This window comes from Bacteroidia bacterium, from assembly GCA_033391075.1.
Taxonomy (GTDB): domain Bacteria; phylum Bacteroidota; class Bacteroidia; order J057; family J057; genus JAWPMV01.
This window is the reverse complement of record JAWPMV010000001.1, coordinates 5911292-5928548: the sequence shown is the minus strand read 5'-3', so window position 1 is coordinate 5928548 and position 17257 is coordinate 5911292. Positions and strand designations below refer to the sequence as shown.

At 43.2% G+C, this 17257-nt stretch carries 15 protein-coding genes; 3 read left to right on the top strand and 12 right to left on the bottom strand.

What is annotated here, in order from left to right:
• Nucleotides 1-54 precede the first annotated feature (54 nt).
• Together R8P61_23620 and R8P61_23615 are read right to left on the bottom strand one after the other, a co-directional pair.
• Entirely contained in the window at nt 55-3018 is a 2964-nt protein-coding gene (locus tag R8P61_23620) for an FAD-linked oxidase C-terminal domain-containing protein (GenBank protein MDW3650083.1), read from the bottom strand.
• A gap of 59 nt (nt 3019-3077) precedes the next feature.
• On the bottom strand, nt 3078-3527 hold the full coding sequence (locus R8P61_23615) for a DinB family protein (protein MDW3650082.1): 450 nt from the start codon (nt 3525-3527) through the stop codon (nt 3078-3080).
• 169 nt (nt 3528-3696) lie between these two features.
• On the opposite strand from R8P61_23615, the gene R8P61_23610 reads away from it, so the two are divergent.
• Entirely contained in the window at nt 3697-4296 is a 600-nt protein-coding gene (locus tag R8P61_23610) for a TlpA disulfide reductase family protein (GenBank protein MDW3650081.1), read from the top strand.
• A gap of 231 nt (nt 4297-4527) precedes the next feature.
• On the opposite strand, the gene R8P61_23605 is transcribed toward R8P61_23610, so the two are convergent.
• From R8P61_23605 to R8P61_23575, 7 genes are all read right to left on the bottom strand, one after another.
• Nucleotides 4528-5508 (bottom strand): MoxR family ATPase, encoded by a 981-nt coding sequence (locus R8P61_23605; GenBank protein ID MDW3650080.1) that lies wholly within the window; start codon nt 5506-5508, stop codon nt 4528-4530.
• Nucleotides 5508-6851 (bottom strand): peptidylprolyl isomerase, encoded by a 1344-nt coding sequence (locus tag R8P61_23600; protein ID MDW3650079.1) that lies wholly within the window; start codon nt 6849-6851, stop codon nt 5508-5510. The genes R8P61_23605 and R8P61_23600 overlap by 1 nt, the downstream gene beginning before the upstream one ends.
• 29 nt (nt 6852-6880) lie before the next feature.
• Nucleotides 6881-7783 (bottom strand): hypothetical protein, encoded by a 903-nt coding sequence (locus R8P61_23595; protein MDW3650078.1) that lies wholly within the window; start codon nt 7781-7783, stop codon nt 6881-6883.
• Nucleotides 7752-9788, bottom strand: coding sequence for a peptidylprolyl isomerase (locus R8P61_23590; GenBank protein ID MDW3650077.1), 2037 nt, complete (start codon nt 9786-9788; stop codon nt 7752-7754). The genes R8P61_23595 and R8P61_23590 overlap by 32 nt, the downstream gene beginning before the upstream one ends.
• 117 nt (nt 9789-9905) lie before the next feature.
• A complete protein-coding gene (locus R8P61_23585) occupies nt 9906-10319 on the bottom strand; it encodes an ATP-binding protein (protein MDW3650076.1) in 414 nt (137 codons plus the stop codon).
• On the bottom strand, nt 10316-10657 hold the full coding sequence (locus tag R8P61_23580; protein ID MDW3650075.1) for an STAS domain-containing protein: 342 nt from the start codon (nt 10655-10657) through the stop codon (nt 10316-10318). Before R8P61_23580 ends, R8P61_23585 begins: the two co-directional genes overlap by 4 nt.
• Nucleotides 10658-10693: 36 nt before the next feature.
• Entirely contained in the window at nt 10694-12751 is a 2058-nt protein-coding gene (locus tag R8P61_23575; protein ID MDW3650074.1) for a GAF domain-containing SpoIIE family protein phosphatase, read from the bottom strand.
• 40 nt (nt 12752-12791) lie between these two features.
• Between R8P61_23575 and R8P61_23570 the strand changes: the two genes are divergently transcribed.
• Nucleotides 12792-13142 (top strand): Rieske 2Fe-2S domain-containing protein, encoded by a 351-nt coding sequence (locus R8P61_23570; GenBank protein ID MDW3650073.1) that lies wholly within the window; start codon nt 12792-12794, stop codon nt 13140-13142.
• A 2-nt stretch (nt 13143-13144) separates the two neighbouring features.
• Here R8P61_23570 and R8P61_23565 read toward each other — a convergent pair whose 3' ends face one another.
• Nucleotides 13145-13663 (bottom strand): OmpA family protein, encoded by a 519-nt coding sequence (locus tag R8P61_23565; GenBank protein ID MDW3650072.1) that lies wholly within the window; start codon nt 13661-13663, stop codon nt 13145-13147.
• A 102-nt stretch (nt 13664-13765) separates the two neighbouring features.
• On the opposite strand from R8P61_23565, the gene R8P61_23560 reads away from it, so the two are divergent.
• Nucleotides 13766-14422, top strand: coding sequence for an MBL fold metallo-hydrolase (locus R8P61_23560; GenBank protein ID MDW3650071.1), 657 nt, complete (start codon nt 13766-13768; stop codon nt 14420-14422).
• Nucleotides 14423-14558: 136 nt separating this feature from the next.
• Here R8P61_23560 and R8P61_23555 read toward each other — a convergent pair whose 3' ends face one another.
• Together R8P61_23555 and R8P61_23550 are read right to left on the bottom strand one after the other, a co-directional pair.
• On the bottom strand, nt 14559-15242 hold the full coding sequence (locus R8P61_23555) for a methyltransferase domain-containing protein (protein ID MDW3650070.1): 684 nt from the start codon (nt 15240-15242) through the stop codon (nt 14559-14561).
• Between the two features lie 103 nt (nt 15243-15345).
• On the bottom strand, nt 15346-17061 hold the full coding sequence (locus R8P61_23550) for an IlvD/Edd family dehydratase (protein ID MDW3650069.1): 1716 nt from the start codon (nt 17059-17061) through the stop codon (nt 15346-15348).
• Between the last annotated feature and the right edge of the window lie 196 nt (nt 17062-17257).

Sequence of the window (17257 nt, the reverse complement as noted above, 5' to 3'; positions counted from 1 at the left end):
TGGCCTTATGCTTTTTAGGGGAAATGAGAAAAAGCTCAAGATAGAGCTTATTTTCTAATCCTCATTGCTTCTATCTCTTCCTTCCAGGGCATTCCAAAGCACTTCTACCGGATGCATAGCTTTCCGATTGGTGCCATCCATGATCTGATGTCTGCAACTGGTACCAGGCGCGACTACCATTTTTTCCGGGGCTTTTCGGATACTGGGGAAGAGGACAAGTTCTCCTATTTTCATAGATAGGTCAAAGTGTTCAGCTTCATAGCCAAATGAACCCGCCATACCGCAACAACCGGAAGGAATAATTTCGACTTCATAATTGCTGGGAAGAGAAAGAATCTTTTGACTATGATTGACAGAGGATAAAGCTTTTTGATGGCAATGTCCATGCAGGAGGATGTCTTTCTCCTGATCGGAGAATAAAGATTCATCCAGATTGCCTGCATCGATTTCCCTGGAGAGAAACTCATCTATCATTAGGGCATTTTCTCCCAATTTAATTGCAGCCTCCTTCATGTTTTCCGGAACCAGTAGGGGATATTCATCTCTAAAACTCAGAATTGCAGAAGGCTCAAGTCCGATCAATGGCGTATCCGCACTGACCAATTGACTAAAGATTTCAACATTCTTCCTTGCCAGCTTTTTGACCGGATTTAGGATGCCTTTAGAAATATGTGCCCTTCCACTCTCCACATGATTCGGCATGATTACCTCATATCCGAGGGCATGTAATAAGCGAATGGCAATGATGCCGATTTCGGTATCATTGAAATTGCTAAACTCATCGCAAAAGAAGTATACTTTGCCTTTGGAACCCGCTTCAACCGGACCGGTAACTATATTCTTATATACTTTCTTGTACCACTTTCTCAGGGTGGTATGGTAGAGTCCGGGTAGTTTCCTTTTAGGTGCAAGTTTCAAGATGCTTTTTACCAGGCCACTTCCCGCTTTTTGGAGAAAGAAATTGGTCAGTCCGGGAGCAATTGATCCCAGCCCATTTAAGCGGGAGATATTGGCGAAAGCTTTCGAACGAAAGGGAATTCCGTGCGTCTTGTAATATTGATGCTGAAATTCTGCTTTGAGGGTTGCCACATTTACATTTGAAGGACACTCTGATGCACAACCTTTACAAGAGAGACAAAGATCCATCACATTGTAAATGTCATCATTGGCAAAAGGATTTTCTGCCTCAGATCGAGTAAGTACTTCTCGGAGGATATTAGCCCTGGCTCTTGTTGTATCTTTTTCCTGACGCGTGGCCATATAACTGGGGCACATGGTACCTCCGGATAAATGGGTTTTCCGACAATCGCCAGAACCATTACATTTCTCCGTAGCTCTCAGGATACCATCAGTCGAACTAAAATCAAAGGCGGTATCGTATCTTTTCTCTGGAGGATTTTCGTCGAAGCGCATGGAAACATCCATAGGAGGCGCATTGACGATTTTGCCGGGATTAAAAATATGCTTAGGATCCCATTTATCCTTTAAACGGCGGAATAATTCATAATTCTCTTCTCCCACCATGATGGGAATAAATTCCCCCCTTACTCTTCCATCTCCATGCTCTCCACTGAGTGAACCCTGGAATTTTTTTACCAAGACGGCTGTATCATGTCCAATCTTGCGGAACATTTTGCGATCATCCGGATCCTTTAGGTTCAGGATGGGGCGAAGGTGGATTTCTCCTGCTCCTGCATGGGCATAATACACAGAGGTTTGTCCATAGCGATCCATCATTTCCCCAAATTCAGAAATGTAGTCGGGAAGGTCCTCGATATGGACGGCTGTATCTTCAATTACGGCTACGTATTTTCTATCTCCTTTTATATTAAAGAGCAGACCCAGGCCTGCTTTTCGAAGGTTCCATACTTTCTTGATTTTGTCTCCAAAAACCTTGTGGTAATGGTAGCCAAATCCAGTGTTCTTAAGATTTATTTCCAGCTTGTCCAGCTTTTGGTCTACTTCATCCTCTGTCTCTCCTCCAACTTCTATCACCAGAATGGCTTCCGGATCGCCTTTGATGAAGAAGCGATAGTCTCTGTACATGAGGCTATCCTTGGTGCGATCCATGATGATTTTATCCATCAACTCTACCGCACGAGGTTTATGCTCCATGACCTGAAGAACTGCTTTGAGAGATTCTCCTACAGAATTGAAGTGAACGCAGATCAGACCGATCTCTGGAGGAGGCAAGGGATCAATATGGATCTTGATTTCTGTTATAAATGCCAGGGTCCCTTCCGAGCCAGCGATCAACTTGCAGAAGTTGAAGGGAATATCTTTGGTAGAAAAAACTTCAGTCTCCAGCAGTAGATCTAAGGCATAACCGGTGTTTCTTCTATGAATGCTGGCTTTGGGAAATTCCTTACGGATGCGATTCCTTTGCGCTTCATCGCTGAGCTCTTCTACCAGGTGGCGATAAATTTCTCCTTCGAGATTGTCCAATTCAAGTTTCGCCTGAAACTCTTTCTCTGTCAGTTCCTTGAAAATCACATCCGAGCCATCACTCAAAATGGCGCGAACCTCCATGAGATGATCCCGGGTAGTTCCATACACCAAAGAATAGGTGCCGGAAGAATTGTTTCCTACCATACCTCCGATCATGGCGCGATTGGAGGTGGAGGTATTGGGACCAAATAAAAAGCCATGAGGCTTTAAATGAACATTGAGATCATCTCGTACTACGGCCGGCTGAACCCGTACCCAGGACTCCTCTTCATTGAGTTCAAGAATTCGGGTCATATAGCGGCTACAGTCGACGACTATGCCTTGACCCACACATTGTCCTGCCAGGGAGGTCCCGGCGGTCCTGGGGATAAGAGAAGTCCCTTCTGTATGGGCAAAATGAATGAGTTGTTTTACATCTTCTGCATGCCTGGGCATGGCCACAGCCAGGGGAAGTTCACGATATACAGATGCGTCAGTAGCATAGAGTGCTCGCATCATGGAATCATAGTAGAGCTCTCCATCGAGGGAAGCTTCTAAGATGCTTAATTTCGATTCCAGCGCGCTTTTCATGTGGTTCATATTGATTCAAGCCGAAGTTAGCAGGAAATTAGGATTTTTGAAGCCAATTTTTAGCGAACAAAGAATATGTAGTCAGTTTTGGGAGGGGCAATCCCCTGCTCCCTAAGCCTTGCAGCAATTTGGGAGCGATGATGTGTTTCATGATTGACCATATGAAACAAGATATCTGAAAGCACATTTTCATAAGGATTGCCTTTGCTATCCTGATAATGAATGATGCTATATAAGTCCGTTTCCTCTCGGGAATCCACCAATTGTTGGAAGCGGGAATTTAGTCTTTCTAAGTCTGGCATAATGCTATTCAGGCTTCGCATTTCCATAGGGGAGACTTTTACTTCTTTTCCCTCAATCCTATCCATCCAAATTTCCTCTGCATTGAGGATGTGGCCGGCCCAAAAAATCATTTTCTCATCAGTAGTTTTTTCATCCAGCAGGAGCTGAAACATCAGGCGATTTGCCCAAAGGCTGTAGGCAATTAGTTTAAGGAGTTTTTCTTTCATTTTATTCATTAAAATGCTCTGGCAAAAATAGCCAAAGATGATATATGCGAATGTTTGGGGTGAGGGGAGGTAACATTTTTCCAGATTTGAGGAAAAATGCTATTAAAGGTACTATTTTTAAGGAGAATGTATCGGAAAAGCCGATCTTATTCAACCTAATTATTTCCCCATGCGTATTCCTTTGCTCTTTTTTGCTTTTTTGTTGATCTCAACAAGCCTTTCCGCCCAATCTGATTGTTTTGCTCCTATTGTTCACGATGTGGATCCCCGCAAGATGGGGAAGGAGGAAATGCAGGAATATTTTCAGAAACTGCATGACGCACAAGAAGAACTGGTCGGTTGTGAAGCCCCCAATTTTACTGCGACGACTCTTGCTGGTGATACGATCGAACTGCATCAACTTCGAGGAAAAATTGTGGTCTTGAATTTTTGGTTCATTGCCTGTCCCCCCTGTATTGCTGAATTGCCGGGCTTGAAACAATTGGCTGATGAATTTGGGGCTCGGGAGGATGTTGTGTTGTTGGCTTTGGCTACAGATGAGAAAGCAGCCCTGGATAAATTTGTTAAGAAAAGAGAAGTAGGATTTACCGTTCTCCCTGAGACGCGATCTGTTTCAGATGCCTTTAGAATTACTGGTTATCCGACCACTTTTGTTCTGGATAAAGAGGGTAATGTTTTCTCGGTACATATTGGGGGAGCTACAAATGAGCGCCAAGCCAGTAAGCTGATTTACAAGGCAATCCAAAAGGATATCAAGAAAAATACTTGAGGATTAGGCGGAAAAATACCGGTAAACAGGTAGAGAAAAGATAGAATATTGCTGATACTTTTATATAAGTATTAGTCAAGGAGAAAACGCCCTTATTTCAGAGCAGTCCAAATGAGTCATTTTACGTTGTTAGGGAAAAGCTACGTAGACTCATTTGACTGCTTTTCTGTATAAAAAAAGTCGGACAAGATTCAAGATCTTGTCCGACTTCATCTTTATAAAGATTTTTGTTTACATCAATTTCCGAATGATGTCCTCAGGACTGATACCTTCTGCTTCTGCTGTAAAGCTCGGCACGATCCGGTGTCTCAATACGGAGTCAGCAACTTCATTTACTTCCTCGATATCCGGAGAGTATTTTCCTTTTAAGAGAGAAAGCGCTTTTGCCGCCAAAATAAGGTATTGAGAAGCTCTCGGTCCTGCACCCCAGGTGATCAGGTCGCGAATTTCATCCGTTGCATGAGGCGTATTGATTCGCGTCTTATTGACCAGGTTTACGGCATAGCTAAGGACATTGTCCGGAACGGGAACTTCGCGAACCAGTTTTTGGAACTCAATGATTTCCTCTCGGGTAAGTACCGTATTTACCTGAGGACTTACATTGGAAGTGGTACGACGAACGATCTCAATCTCCTCTTCGATACTCGGATAGTCAACTTTGATATTGAACATGAAACGGTCCAGCTGCGCTTCTGGCAATGGATAGGTCCCTTCCTGTTCAATAGGGTTTTGAGTGGCGAGCACAAAGAATGGAGGTTCAAGCTTATGGACATCTCCTGCAATGGTAACCCGTTTTTCCTGCATAGCCTCAAGCAAAGCTGCCTGGGTTTTAGGAGGAGTACGGTTGATCTCATCTGCCAGGATGATATTCCCAAAGATCGGCCCTTTGATGAATTTGAAGTATTTCTTATTGGTATCTTCGTCTATCTCAAGAATCTCAGTCCCCACAATATCACTTGGCATCAAGTCCGGGGTAAACTGAATTCGACTAAAGCTCAAATCCAGGGCTTCCGAGATGGTGCTAATCAAGAGGGTTTTTGCCAAACCGGGCACTCCAACGAGGAGAGTATGTCCTTTACAGAACAATGCAATGAGGAGTTTTTCTACTACGTCCTCTTGCCCGATGATGACCTTTCCTATTTCTTCTTTAAGTTCCTGGTATTTCTTTGCAAGCGCATCCGCAGCCTCTACGGGCGTATTAAATTTCTGCATTACTCAACCCAATTTTTAAGTGCGTTTTGACATTCGGTAGGTTTGATATCAATATAGATATTTTTCTTGGCCGATTCCAGCCACTCCTCGAACTTCTCTGCCTGTTTGGCTTGTAAAGCTGCCTTCATGATCTTTTGATAGTCATCCTTCAAATTGGGCTTATGCGGAGGTATCTTATTTTTTAGTTGAATGACCCGGAAAACACGGGAACCATCCGGTTGAATATATTCTACAGGCTCGGAGATATCCCCTTCTTTCATTGCATCAATTTTGAAGTAGGTATCTGCGTCCAATGCGTCCAAAGGAATGCGAAGCTCCTGGGTTTTGGGATTACTGATACATCCCCCGCAGTGCTTGGAGTAGCGATCGGAAGAGTACCGAATAGCCGCCTGCTCAAAAGTCATAGAATCAAGGGAAATGAGATCGAGTATCTTTCTCAGGGAATCCATAGCAATGGAATCTCCATCTGCACTTACTGACAATCTTCTCAGGATATGGCTGGCATTTACCCTTTCTCCTCGTTTATCATTCAACTTCACGACATGATATCCAAATTCTGTTTTGAAAGGCTCAGAGATGTCTCCAACACGCATTTGGTATACTACTTCTTCAAACTCGGGAACCATTTGTCCACGACCAAACCAGCTCAAACTACCCTTACGCTCTTTTCCTCCGGGCTCCATGGTATACTTGGATGCTAGGCTTCCAAAATCTGCTCCATCATTGGCCTCATTTATCGCCTTCTCCAACATTTCTACCGCCCTTTTTTCACTGGCTTCGGAGAAAGGAGGTGTGATTACGATATGATTGATCTGAACCTCTGCAGGAAGCAGTCCCAAACTATCGATGGGAATAGATTCATAAAACTCTTTTACTTCTTTGGGGGTGATGGTTGATTCGCGGAAAAGGATACCTCTTTGCTGTTCAACCAATAGTTCGTCTTTGATATCCTCTTTGATATCTTCTCTGAACTGTGCAACAGACTTTCCATAGATCCTTTCAAACTCCTGTACATTCCCTTTCATTTGATTGAGGAAAAACTGCACCCTGCGGTCTACTTCACCTGTAACCTGCTCTTCAGTTACCTCGATACTATCCTGTTCGGCTTTATTTAGCAGGAGTTTATTGACAATGAGCGATTCCATTACACGACAATGTAAACTACCATCATCTTTCTCTCCATTTATAATGAGATAATTGTACTGATTATCTATATCAGAGGTAAGAATGATCTCTTCCCCTACGATCGCTACGATACGATCAACGACTTCCTGTGCCTGAAGAGATTGGGAAAAACAAACTGCCAAAAGGACAGTAAGCACATAATGCGTGAATTTTTTCATAAATGTCTGTTATGCGATGGGGAAATCACTTATTCCTCATCAAAGATTTTAATCTTATTCGATTTTCTGGCAGCCTGGATAAGTCGGGCTTCTGTTTGCTGGATCATGGTGTTGATCGTTTGATTCTTGATGCTGTTTATGATCCTGTCCCGGACTATCCTCAGGGGAAGTTGATCCCCCGGCTCTATCACTTGCAACATGCGGAAGAAATGGAAATTGGTTTGTTTGCCTTCCTTGCTGCTATATACATAAGGCGTTTTTGTATTGGCCTTTCTTATATTTCCGAAATAATAACCCTTCGAAATGCGATCCAGTTCAGAATCCTGTACATAGGAACTGTCCAGTCGCCATTCGTTGGCATTATCTTTTGCCCATTGACGTAGTTCATCAATCTTCTCTGCTTCGTCGCTCCTCATTAGATTCTGGAGCTTATACTGATTGGGCAAAATGGTTCGTACGTAGAAGAACTGATAAAAATTTCCATTGCTGACAAAGCGCTCCGGATATTTGGTGTAATGGTTGAGAATGTCTCCTTCCGTAACCCGGATTTGCGAAGCCTTTGATTCGATCAGGTGCTTGGCAAATTCACTGGCAACCAGTTCTGATTCATAATTATCCAGGGCAAATTGCAGCTTCTTGTCCAGGTCCTCGATTTCTTTCTTTGCCTCTTCTTTTATGGTCTGCCTTCTTATCCACTTGTCGATATACTGTTCGGCATATCGGGCACTATCTGAATTTGGCAAGTCATCCGGCATGAAGAAATCTATTTCTTCTCTCAGCAATTGATTGCCACCATAACGTGCCAAAACATCCTTTCCGGGTTGGCTAACGGTATCACATCCCGTTCCATGCACCGAAAATAAGACGGCAAGGAAGTATAAAAGGTTGTTTCGAACCTTTCTACTTGTATAATTTACTGAATACCTCTTCATCTATATTTACTGGGTATTTAATTGCCAGTTCATCTAACCAGGTCTTTTCAAGGTGGTCCTGATAGCGGGTAATTGCTTCAGACTTAACCTTATTAAACGGAGGAACTCCCGCTTCGTTTTTTGAAACCAACACAAGTATACGGTAGAAGTTATTTTCTCCGATTATGTCGCTTCTTTGACCTATTTCTTTGTCAAACATAGCGGCTGGAATGTTATCATCTCCAGTCTCATATGTCTGATTTATAATACGTAAGGTAAGTTTTGAACTCTGATTTAGCAAAGAGTCGATATACTCATCTGCTTTGCCTTCAGCCAGATATGCATTGACTTGATTGATTGCATCCTGATCTGTAGTTCTGTATTCTTTCACATCAATGGTTTTATCCTTGTGAAAGAGCTTTTTATTTCCTTCATAAAAGGCCTTGAGTCCCGTTGTATCTTCTACTGCTTTTTTCCAGACTTTTTGTTCCATCAGGGTAAAGAGCAAAATCCCATCTCTATATTCCTGAAGCAGATGTCTGAATTCGGGATTTTTCTTGGGTAGTTGACTTTCTTCAAAAGCCATGAGACTCTCTTCTGCAAAGCTATTGTAAACTTCCATAGCTGCGGCCGGAGGAGTCATCCCTGGTTTACGAGGCCTGGCTTTGATATAAAAGTCGGTAAAATCTCCAATCGAATAGGTCTGTTCTCCTCCATTCAGCTTCATGAGCACTTGGGTTCTCATGGCTTCCTGTGTAGAATCCGGCCGCCAGCTTCCTCTTGGGAAATTCTGATCGAGACTCGTACTAAAGCTTTCAAAAGCTGCCTGATCAAATTCGTAATTGTTTTCTCTTTTGATTCGATTGATCAGGGCCAATCTTCCTAATTGTGAACGGCTATCGCGAGAGATTCTTTGTTTCAGGCTGGCTTCTGACTCTTCAAAAGTCTTTACCTTTTCTACATTGGAAACTTGGAGGATATGCCAGCCAAAACGGGTTTTGAAAGGTTTGGAATGCTGACCTTCGTTCAGCTTGATTTTCCATTCTTCCATTTCCGGCAATAATCTCCCGGTACCCAAATCTCCTCCTTTTGCAGAGGAAGCCGGATCATCAGAATATTGATTGGCAAGTGTTGCAAAGTCAGATCCGCTATTGAGCTTTTCATAGATCTCATTGACCTTTGCCTGTGCTTCCTGTTCATTTTTGGCAGAATAGCGATCTCCGATGCGAACGATGATATGAGCTACCTGCTTTTTGCCAATATTTTCTTTTTTGTCTTTTACCTTCAGTAGGTGGTATCCAAAACGAGTACGGACGGGAGTTGAAACACTGCCTGGCTCAGTAGAAAAAGCTGCATTTTCGAAGGGATACACCATTTCGAAAACAGTGAAATAGCCAAGGTCTCCTTTGTTTTGCTTGGCAGAAGGATCTTCTGAATAGGCAATGGCCATTTCTTCAAAGCTCTTCTGTCCGGATAAAATGGAATCCCGAATGGCCTGAATTTGATTATATACCCTGAGGGTATCGCTAGGGCTTGCATTTTCTTTCGCTCCCAAAAGAAGATGAGCTGCATTGACGATGTATTTGGATCGATCATACGCCTCTTGTACCAGTCTATCTTCTACTTCTTTGGCAGAAAGGTAAGGTTTTACCAATTGTTTGCGATAGGTCTCAAATTCCTGTTTGAAAGCAGGGGTTTCATCCAGACCCAGGTCTTCCGCTTCGAAAACCTTACGTTTGAATTTTACATACAGATCGAGATACTCTCTGTATTGTTCTGCTGTATGTGATGCTACTGCTTCCCGACCCCCATTATTTTTCGCATAAACCCTTTCGAATTCCTCCTGACTTACCGCGCCTTTGTCAAAACTTAAGAGCTCGGGTTCTGGACCTTCTGTTTGGGTTTTACTGGATACAACTCCGCTTTTGCTGGATTTACAGCTAATGGAGAGGAGAGATATAACTAACAAGGAAAGAAAAACGCGACTAAGACGAATTCCCATAATTTCTTCTATGATTTTTTGCAATGTGCAAATTTAGCAATCTGAGCCTAATAAAGAAATGGGGAAAGAAAGAATAGGAAGGGAAAATAGGAGAGATGTAGGAAAGAGAGGGACTTTGGTACTCGAGAGTGGGGGAAGGATTCAGGCTTCGAGATTTTTTCCGAGGCGGTAGAGGGAGTAATTAGATTCTTGTTCGACTTGAATTTCATCCATAATCTTGTGTATCAAGCTGATACCCAAGCCTCCCTTGGCTCTTTTCTTGATAATCTCCTGCAATTGCTCGGGCTGATAGGTATGCATGGGGAAAGCTTTGCCGGGATCTTTTATTTCTGTGTAAAGGGTGTTGTCTTTTTTATATATGGTGATTTCGAGGGTTGAAAGGTTGTCGCATTGATGTTGATGGATCATACAATTTGCGCAAGCCTCATCCACCGCCAGGACAATCTGGTGAGAAACCCTGCCATTGATATCCATATCCGCAAGCTTCTTCTTCACGAAGTCGCGAATAGTGGCAAGAAATTTCTTGTTACAACGAACCCTTAAATACGATTTCATTCCTGGCTAAAGTATTTTTCTACGTCTACTTCATTTTCAAAAATACGGACCATCTGATGAAGACCGAGTAAATTGAATGCCTCGTACACATTTTCTCGCATACCTGATAAAACCAAATCGCCCGATTGAGCGGTGATTTCATCAAGCTTTGAGATAAACACTCCTAAACCAGCGCTGGAAATGTAAGGGACTTCCTTACAGCTGATATGAATGTTGCTTTCTCCTCCTTCTAGCAACTCCCCAACTGCCTGATCCAAATCTACTGATGAATTCGCATCAATATCTCCTATTGGGACCACCGTCGTGTACTGAGGGTGCTTTTCCGTTTTTATCTCCATCTATGCAATTATTACGATATGTTTTGAACTTTTGTTCTATTTAAATTTCAGGATGAGCACCGTATAGTCGTCCTGGAGCTCTCCATGAACGAAAGATTTTACGCTACTTACGATAGATTCCGCGATTTCTTCTGCTGATCCATTTTTGTTTTGAAGCAAAATTTCTTCGAAGCGATCATAGCCATATTCTTCCTTGTCCATATTTCTGGCCTCTATGATCCCATCTGTATATAATGCCAACACATCTCCGGGACTGAAAGCCAAATTTTCAGTCTTGTTAATGAAATTGGCAAATTTGTCTGTACGATTAATTCCCAATCCCAGGGTTCCTTCTTTAAAGCGACAGATTCTGTCTTCTTCTTTATTGTAGAAGAAAGCCGGACAATGCCCTGCTCGAATAAATTCGATTTTACGTTTTTTGAGGTTGACCTCCAGATAGGTGAGAGTTACAAAAAAACCTTTTTGCAGGCAGGCAGAAACGGCTTTATTTGCAGCCAGAATAAAATCCCTTACGCTTATTTCCAATTGGGAAAGCGCATGGAAAATCCCCTTGACTTCAGCCATATAAAAGGCTGCGGTAGTTCCTTTGCCCGAAACATCCCCTATTGCTATCCGGAAACGATCTTCATCAGGCTGAGCCATATCAAAATAATCTCCTCCTACTTCATAGGCATTCTCATATTTTGCTGCAAAATCGATACTGTCTGAATACGGCATCTGAGTGGGCAGCAATTTGCTTTGCACTTCTGTGGCAATCTTTAATTGCTCCTGGTACCTTTCTACTTCGATAGAGTTTTTGAGCAAACTGGCATTTTCCAAAGCGATACCTGCTTGCTCTGCATATTTCCTGGCAGATTCCAGGCCCACCTCTTCAAAGCCATTTTCCAATTCATTTACCAGATAAAGGGCACCATAGGTCTGACTGCTGGAAACAATAGGGACTACGAGCATCGAGCGAAAACGTCCACTTCCTGATCTTAATCCCTTGTACTTTTTCAGGTTCCTTATGTACAGGGCCCGTTGATCCTGAACGATCTTTTCAGTCAGGCTACCGTGTTGGAAAATTTCTTCTATATCCTGCTTGGTAATCTTTTTACAGATAGTAATCTCTGTCGTATGGGTTTCTTCAATGATATTTTCTACCCAACCTGCTTTGGCATTGCTGGACATCATGGTTACATCCAGGAGGGTGTTCATGATTTCGGTAAAATCCAGATTGCTCTGGATAGCCTGGTTGATCTTGCTGAAAGAAGCCATTTCCACTCCCTGTCTTTCAAAAATGGAAGAAGTCGGGAGATTAAAGAAAAGAACCAGGATCGAAAAGGTCGTATAGATCAGGCTGAAAACGATGATGAAATTCAGGAAGATCAGGGTGACATCCAGTTCCAGACCCATTTGAGCCGGGAGGCGTACTGCAGCGATGATGTAGGTAATATCAACAATCAACATCATCACTGATAAGCCCAGAGCCCTCAATTTTTGATTGAAATTGAGGTAAGAGATCCATCTTACATTGGCACTGATGAGGAGTGATACGATAATATAAATCGCATAACAGCTCAATACCAGAATAACGATACCTGGAGTATTTGCAAAGAAAGTAAGGATCAGGGAAAAGAGCACCAGCCCCATAAATACACGCCAGGCATACAGCTTTCGGCGGGTACGTGGGTAGAGGATGAAGCGTCTGTATATAAAGAGGGCTGAAAGGAAGTATATCAGGATCGCATAAAGCCCAATGGTATAATAGATGGCTTTTAAGTAGGGATAGGTAAGTAGCTTTGCACTCGCTTTATTGGCAAAGGTGATAATCATGATAAAGGTTACCCCTATCATACCTATCAAAAAGAGTCGCCACAGGAGGGTGGTGACATGCAATTTTCGGATATTGGAGAATATCCTGCTTATTAGCAGGGTATTTACGGCAAAGAAAGCAACCAGGGCAAATCTGTACCATAGTTCATCGACTCCCAGAACCATTTGCGCTACCGGAAATTGCGCAGCCACATGTTCCGCCATTTGGAAGAGGAGGATCAGCAACCAAAAGAGGAGCGAAATAGTGATTAATATGCCATTGAGAATCTTGGGCTTCAAATCGTAAATTAAACTATCAAAGGTATAAAAACTTAAGAGAATGAACCACGAGTGGCAAATTTTACATGATCTGTCTCCGGATAAGTCTTCATTTTCGGGTGCAAATTACATAGGAAAGGGTACTTTGGGACGAAAAACCCTATGTATTATTCTTAAAGAGGGCAAATGGTATGCATTGGATGGAAAATGTCCGCATGCAGGAGGTCCATTGTTTGCCGGGAAAATAGAAGGGAATCAAATTCTTTGTCCCTGGCACCGATTTGGCTTCGACCTGAATACGGGCCAGTCAGAGAGCGGAGGCTATTTCATTGATACCTATCCTGTCAAAGAGGAAAAGGGCCAATTGTGGATAAAAGTCAAAAAGCGAAAGCGTAGATGGTGGCCTTTTTGAGATCACTCATCCGGATTATCCGGGAGCACCACATGAATTTCTACCCTTCGGTTTTCTTTTCTTGATTTGCTATCCACTCCCTGTACCTTGGGTTTTCGATAGCCAAATCCATAATAGCTAATCTGATGGTGTGGAACTCCTCTGGAAACCAGATAGGCCCATACCAACCAGGCTCTATATTCGGAAAGGTAATTGTGTCGACCTATAGTTCCCTGATCATCTGAGTGCCCTTGCACAGCCAGAATGAGATTGGGATTGAGTTTGAATAGTTGTAAAACGTAGTCCAACTCCTCTATCGCGGTATCATCCAGGCTGATGATTCCGGATTTATAATTAATGGTGGATAAGCGGGTATCTAAGGTACCAGCTCCGGCACCCCTACTGGCTCCCTGAGCCTCAGCAGAAGCCGGCTCGGGTTGAGCAAAGATACTAAGGTGAAGACTCAGCCCCAGAAAGATCAAAAGTACCGCCTTGTAATTTTGAGGGAACTTAATAGAGACCTTCACTACTGGATAATTCATAAAATGGGTCAGTGATTTCTTATCGGCGGGTAATATAGGAAATTCCTGTAACTTGTGCGGGAATTAGGCATATGTCAAATACGAATTAAGAAATATTTAACAATGGAAATAAAGCAATTTACTTTCAATCCGTATCAGGAAAATACCTATGTGATCTCTGATCAGAATGGAAATTGCGCCATCATTGACCCCGGTTGCTATACACAGGAAGAACAGGCCCAGTTGAGAGACTATATCACCTCTTCCGGTTTGAAACCTGTCTACTTGCTCAATACCCATGGTCACATTGATCATATGCTAGGCAATGATTTTGTAAAGAAGACCTTTGATATTCCTTTCCTTACCCATGAAAAGGTAATCGGTGAATTAGCTGCTGTGCCTGGATATGCGACAATGATGGGGCTTTCTGCTATGCCTTCCCCTGATCCGGACCAATTGGTGGATGAGGGTGAGGTAATCAAAGTCGGTGATTTGGAACTGGAAGTCTACTTTACTCCCGGACATTCCCCGGGTCATATTAGTTTTTATCATAGAGAAAGTAAGAATCTCTTCTCCGGAGATGTGCTTTTTCAGGGAAGTATAGGGCGGGTTGACCTGCCCGGTGGATCTATGGAGGTCTTGATGGAAAGTATTTTCAAGAAAGTTGTTCCGCTAGGAGATGATGTGGTCGTTTGGCCGGGCCATGGTCCTGAGACTTCTATAGGTGTTGAGAAGCAGACTAATTATTTTATGTTGGCCTATAGTCAGGGGAGTCTTTAATTGTTTCTTTCAACTTTTTGACGGCAAAAAGTTGAGCAAAAACCGGCAAGATTTTAAACCAGCCCCGCAATCCGCCCCGACCACCATATCTTGCGGTCCTACGCGCATGGGTATTAGAGGGGGAGTTACAAATTCTTTATTCTTTCCATAAAAGATAATCCGAGCGGTAATGCTGATAGAGAAAGTCGGCGGGTTGCTTTAGTTTTTGGATTTGAAGGCCGCTGGCAGCTGCGATTTTTTGCATTTCTGCTTCGCTCCAGAATTTTCCCATTTGATCTCGACCTCTTATGCGTGCCAGATGATAACGAAACCTATCCATCGGTTTAGGGTAAAAGACAGCTAGTCTTTCTTTATCGGGCACATCTCCGATCAATATCTTCCCTCCAGGTTTCAAACACTTGGCCATTTCCTTTACCACCAGCTCGCCCATTTTATAGGTATCGAAATACTGAAAGGAGAAATAGAGGTTGATCTTGTCGAAAGATTTTTCGGTTAGCAAGGCAAGCTTAGTAGCATTTCCTCTCAGAAACATGACATTGGGAGCGATAAATTGCTGTCGGGCAATCTCAATGTGTGGTTCTGAAAAATCAACGCCCAGCAATTCTTTTACAAAGGGTGAAAGCTCTTTGCTCAGCATACCATTCCCACAACACAAATCAAGCAAGGTATCCTCCTCACTCAATTCCAGTTTTTCCTTTATGTAGGCTGCTATTTTCGCTAATTCCTGCTTATCGCTTTGTTTGCCCCCTTTGGTACGTGCTACCTGAACATGAGGATCCTCATGCAGTGCTTTTTTGTCCCAAAAGGCTTGCCAGTCCATAGGAGGTAAACGTGTTAGCGTATTAGGGTGTTGGTGTGTTGGAGTTGGTATATGGATCGCCGAGACGCTAATACCCTAAAACTCCAACACCCCAACACGTTTATTAATGATTATCCTTTGGTACAGCCGAACCTGTCTTCCCAATTAAAAAATCGAGATCCGCTCCTTTGTCAGCTCCCATTACGTGATCCACATACATTTTCACATAGCCTCTGGCCGTGGTGTTTTCTGGAGCCGTCCAGGCTGCACGTCTGCGTTCCAACTCTTCATCGCTGACTTCGAGATGAAGTTTTTTATTGGCTACATCTACTTCTATCATATCGCCATCCTGAATCAGGGCAAGATTTCCGCCGATAGCTGATTCGGGAGCAACATGGAGAAAGACGGTTCCATACGCAGTACCACTCATACGGCCGTCGGAAATACGTACCATATCAGAAATCCCTTTTTTGAGGAGCTTTTTGGGTAAAGGCATGTTGCCAACTTCCGGCATACCGGGATATCCTTTTGGCCCTACATACTTCATTACCATCACGCAATTTTCATCTATGTCTAAATCTGGATCATCCACTCGATCGTGAAAATCCTGTCTTCCTTCAAAAACAACCGCCCTGCCTCTATGCTTCATCAAATGCGGCGAGGCTGCGGAAGGCTTGATGACAGCTCCTTCTTCGCAGATATTTCCTTTGACTACTGTAATCCCTGCTTTTTCCTGTACCGGATTCTCATAAGTTGCGATCACCTCTCGATTGAAGCACTCCGAATCTTTGGAGTTTTCAATCAGGCTTTTCCCATTTACACTGACTGTATCTGTATGCAAAAGGTGAGAAAGTTCTTTTATAACTACGGGTAAGCCACCTGCATAGTAAAAATCTTCCATGAGGAATTTTCCGGAAGGCATAAGATTCACCAGCAAAGGAATATCACTCCCCAATTTGTCGAAATCATCCAGTTCCAACTCAACGCCTATCCTTCCGGCTATGGCCAATAGGTGGATGATGAAATTGGTGGAACCTCCAATAGCGGCATTTACCTTGATGGCATTCTCGAAAGCTTTTCGGGTCAGGATGTCAGACATTTTGAGATCTTCATGCACCATCTCAACGATCCTCGCACCTACCATATGAGAAAGTACTTTTCTGCGAGAATCAGCAGCAGGGATGGCTGCCCCTCCGCTTAGCGTCATGCCTAATGATTCGACCATACAGGCCATGGTGGAAGCTGTTCCCATAGTCATACAGTGTCCCCTACTTCGAGACATACAACTTTCGGCTATGGCAAATTCGGCAGGACTCATTCTACCCGCTCTTAGATCGGCATTGTATTTCCAGACAGAAGTACCGGAGCCGATGTCTTCGCCTCGATATTTTCCATTTAGCATAGGACCACCAGAAACAACGATGGTAGGTAAATCGACACTAGCCGCTCCCATAAGGGTAGAGGGAGTCGTTTTATCACAGCCACAAAGGAGAACCACTCCGTCAAGAGGATTGGCTCGAATGGATTCTTCTGTATCCATGCTAGCCAGATTTCTGAACAACATGGCTGTAGGGCGCATCAAGGTTTCTCCCAAAGAGGTTACGGGAAATTCTAAAGGAAATCCACCAGCTTCCAATACACCTCTTTTTACAGATTCGGCAAGTTCGCGGAAATGAGCATTGCAGGGGGTGAGTTCTGACCAGGTATTGCAAATACCAATTACAGGACGACCATCAAATTCGTGATCCGGTATGCCCTGGTTGCGCATCCAGGAGCGATAAATAAATCCCATTTCATCTCTTTTCCCGAACCAGGAATGGCTGCGTAGTTTCTTTTTCATCTTAGTAGTTAATTAGCGTTTTTTGATCCAAAAAGCAGTGTAGTATTAGCGCCCGATTTCCGCTTTTGACTTCAAAATGTAGGGAAAAAGAATTTTAAATCATACTTCTTAGTGCTTTCTGATGATTGTGAGGAATTTAGGAGTTTTCCTGTCCTTTTTGATGAGAAAGTACTATATAAAACTGTATCAATTTCAG

Bases quoted from the DNA above. Each gene is read 5' to 3' on its own strand.
- R8P61_23550 (MDW3650069.1), bottom strand. From the start codon at position 17,061: ATGAAAAAGAAACTACGCAGCCATTCCTGGTTCGGGAAAAGAGATGAA.
- R8P61_23570 (MDW3650073.1), top strand. From the start codon at position 12,792: ATGAACCACGAGTGGCAAATTTTACATGATCTGTCTCCGGATAAGTCT.
- R8P61_23615 (MDW3650082.1), bottom strand. From the start codon at position 3,527: ATGAAAGAAAAACTCCTTAAACTAATTGCCTACAGCCTTTGGGCAAAT.
- R8P61_23580 (MDW3650075.1), bottom strand. From the start codon at position 10,657: ATGGAGATAAAAACGGAAAAGCACCCTCAGTACACGACGGTGGTCCCA.
- R8P61_23620 (MDW3650083.1), bottom strand. From the start codon at position 3,018: ATGAAAAGCGCGCTGGAATCGAAATTAAGCATCTTAGAAGCTTCCCTC.
- R8P61_23560 (MDW3650071.1), top strand. From the start codon at position 13,766: ATGGAAATAAAGCAATTTACTTTCAATCCGTATCAGGAAAATACCTAT.
- R8P61_23605 (MDW3650080.1), bottom strand. From the start codon at position 5,508: ATGCAGAAATTTAATACGCCCGTAGAGGCTGCGGATGCGCTTGCAAAG.
- R8P61_23600 (MDW3650079.1), bottom strand. From the start codon at position 6,851: ATGAAAAAATTCACGCATTATGTGCTTACTGTCCTTTTGGCAGTTTGT.
- R8P61_23565 (MDW3650072.1), bottom strand. From the start codon at position 13,663: ATGAATTATCCAGTAGTGAAGGTCTCTATTAAGTTCCCTCAAAATTAC.
- R8P61_23595 (MDW3650078.1), bottom strand. From the start codon at position 7,783: ATGAAGAGGTATTCAGTAAATTATACAAGTAGAAAGGTTCGAAACAAC.
- R8P61_23585 (MDW3650076.1), bottom strand. From the start codon at position 10,319: ATGAAATCGTATTTAAGGGTTCGTTGTAACAAGAAATTTCTTGCCACT.
- R8P61_23555 (MDW3650070.1), bottom strand. From the start codon at position 15,242: ATGGACTGGCAAGCCTTTTGGGACAAAAAAGCACTGCATGAGGATCCT.
- R8P61_23610 (MDW3650081.1), top strand. From the start codon at position 3,697: ATGCGTATTCCTTTGCTCTTTTTTGCTTTTTTGTTGATCTCAACAAGC.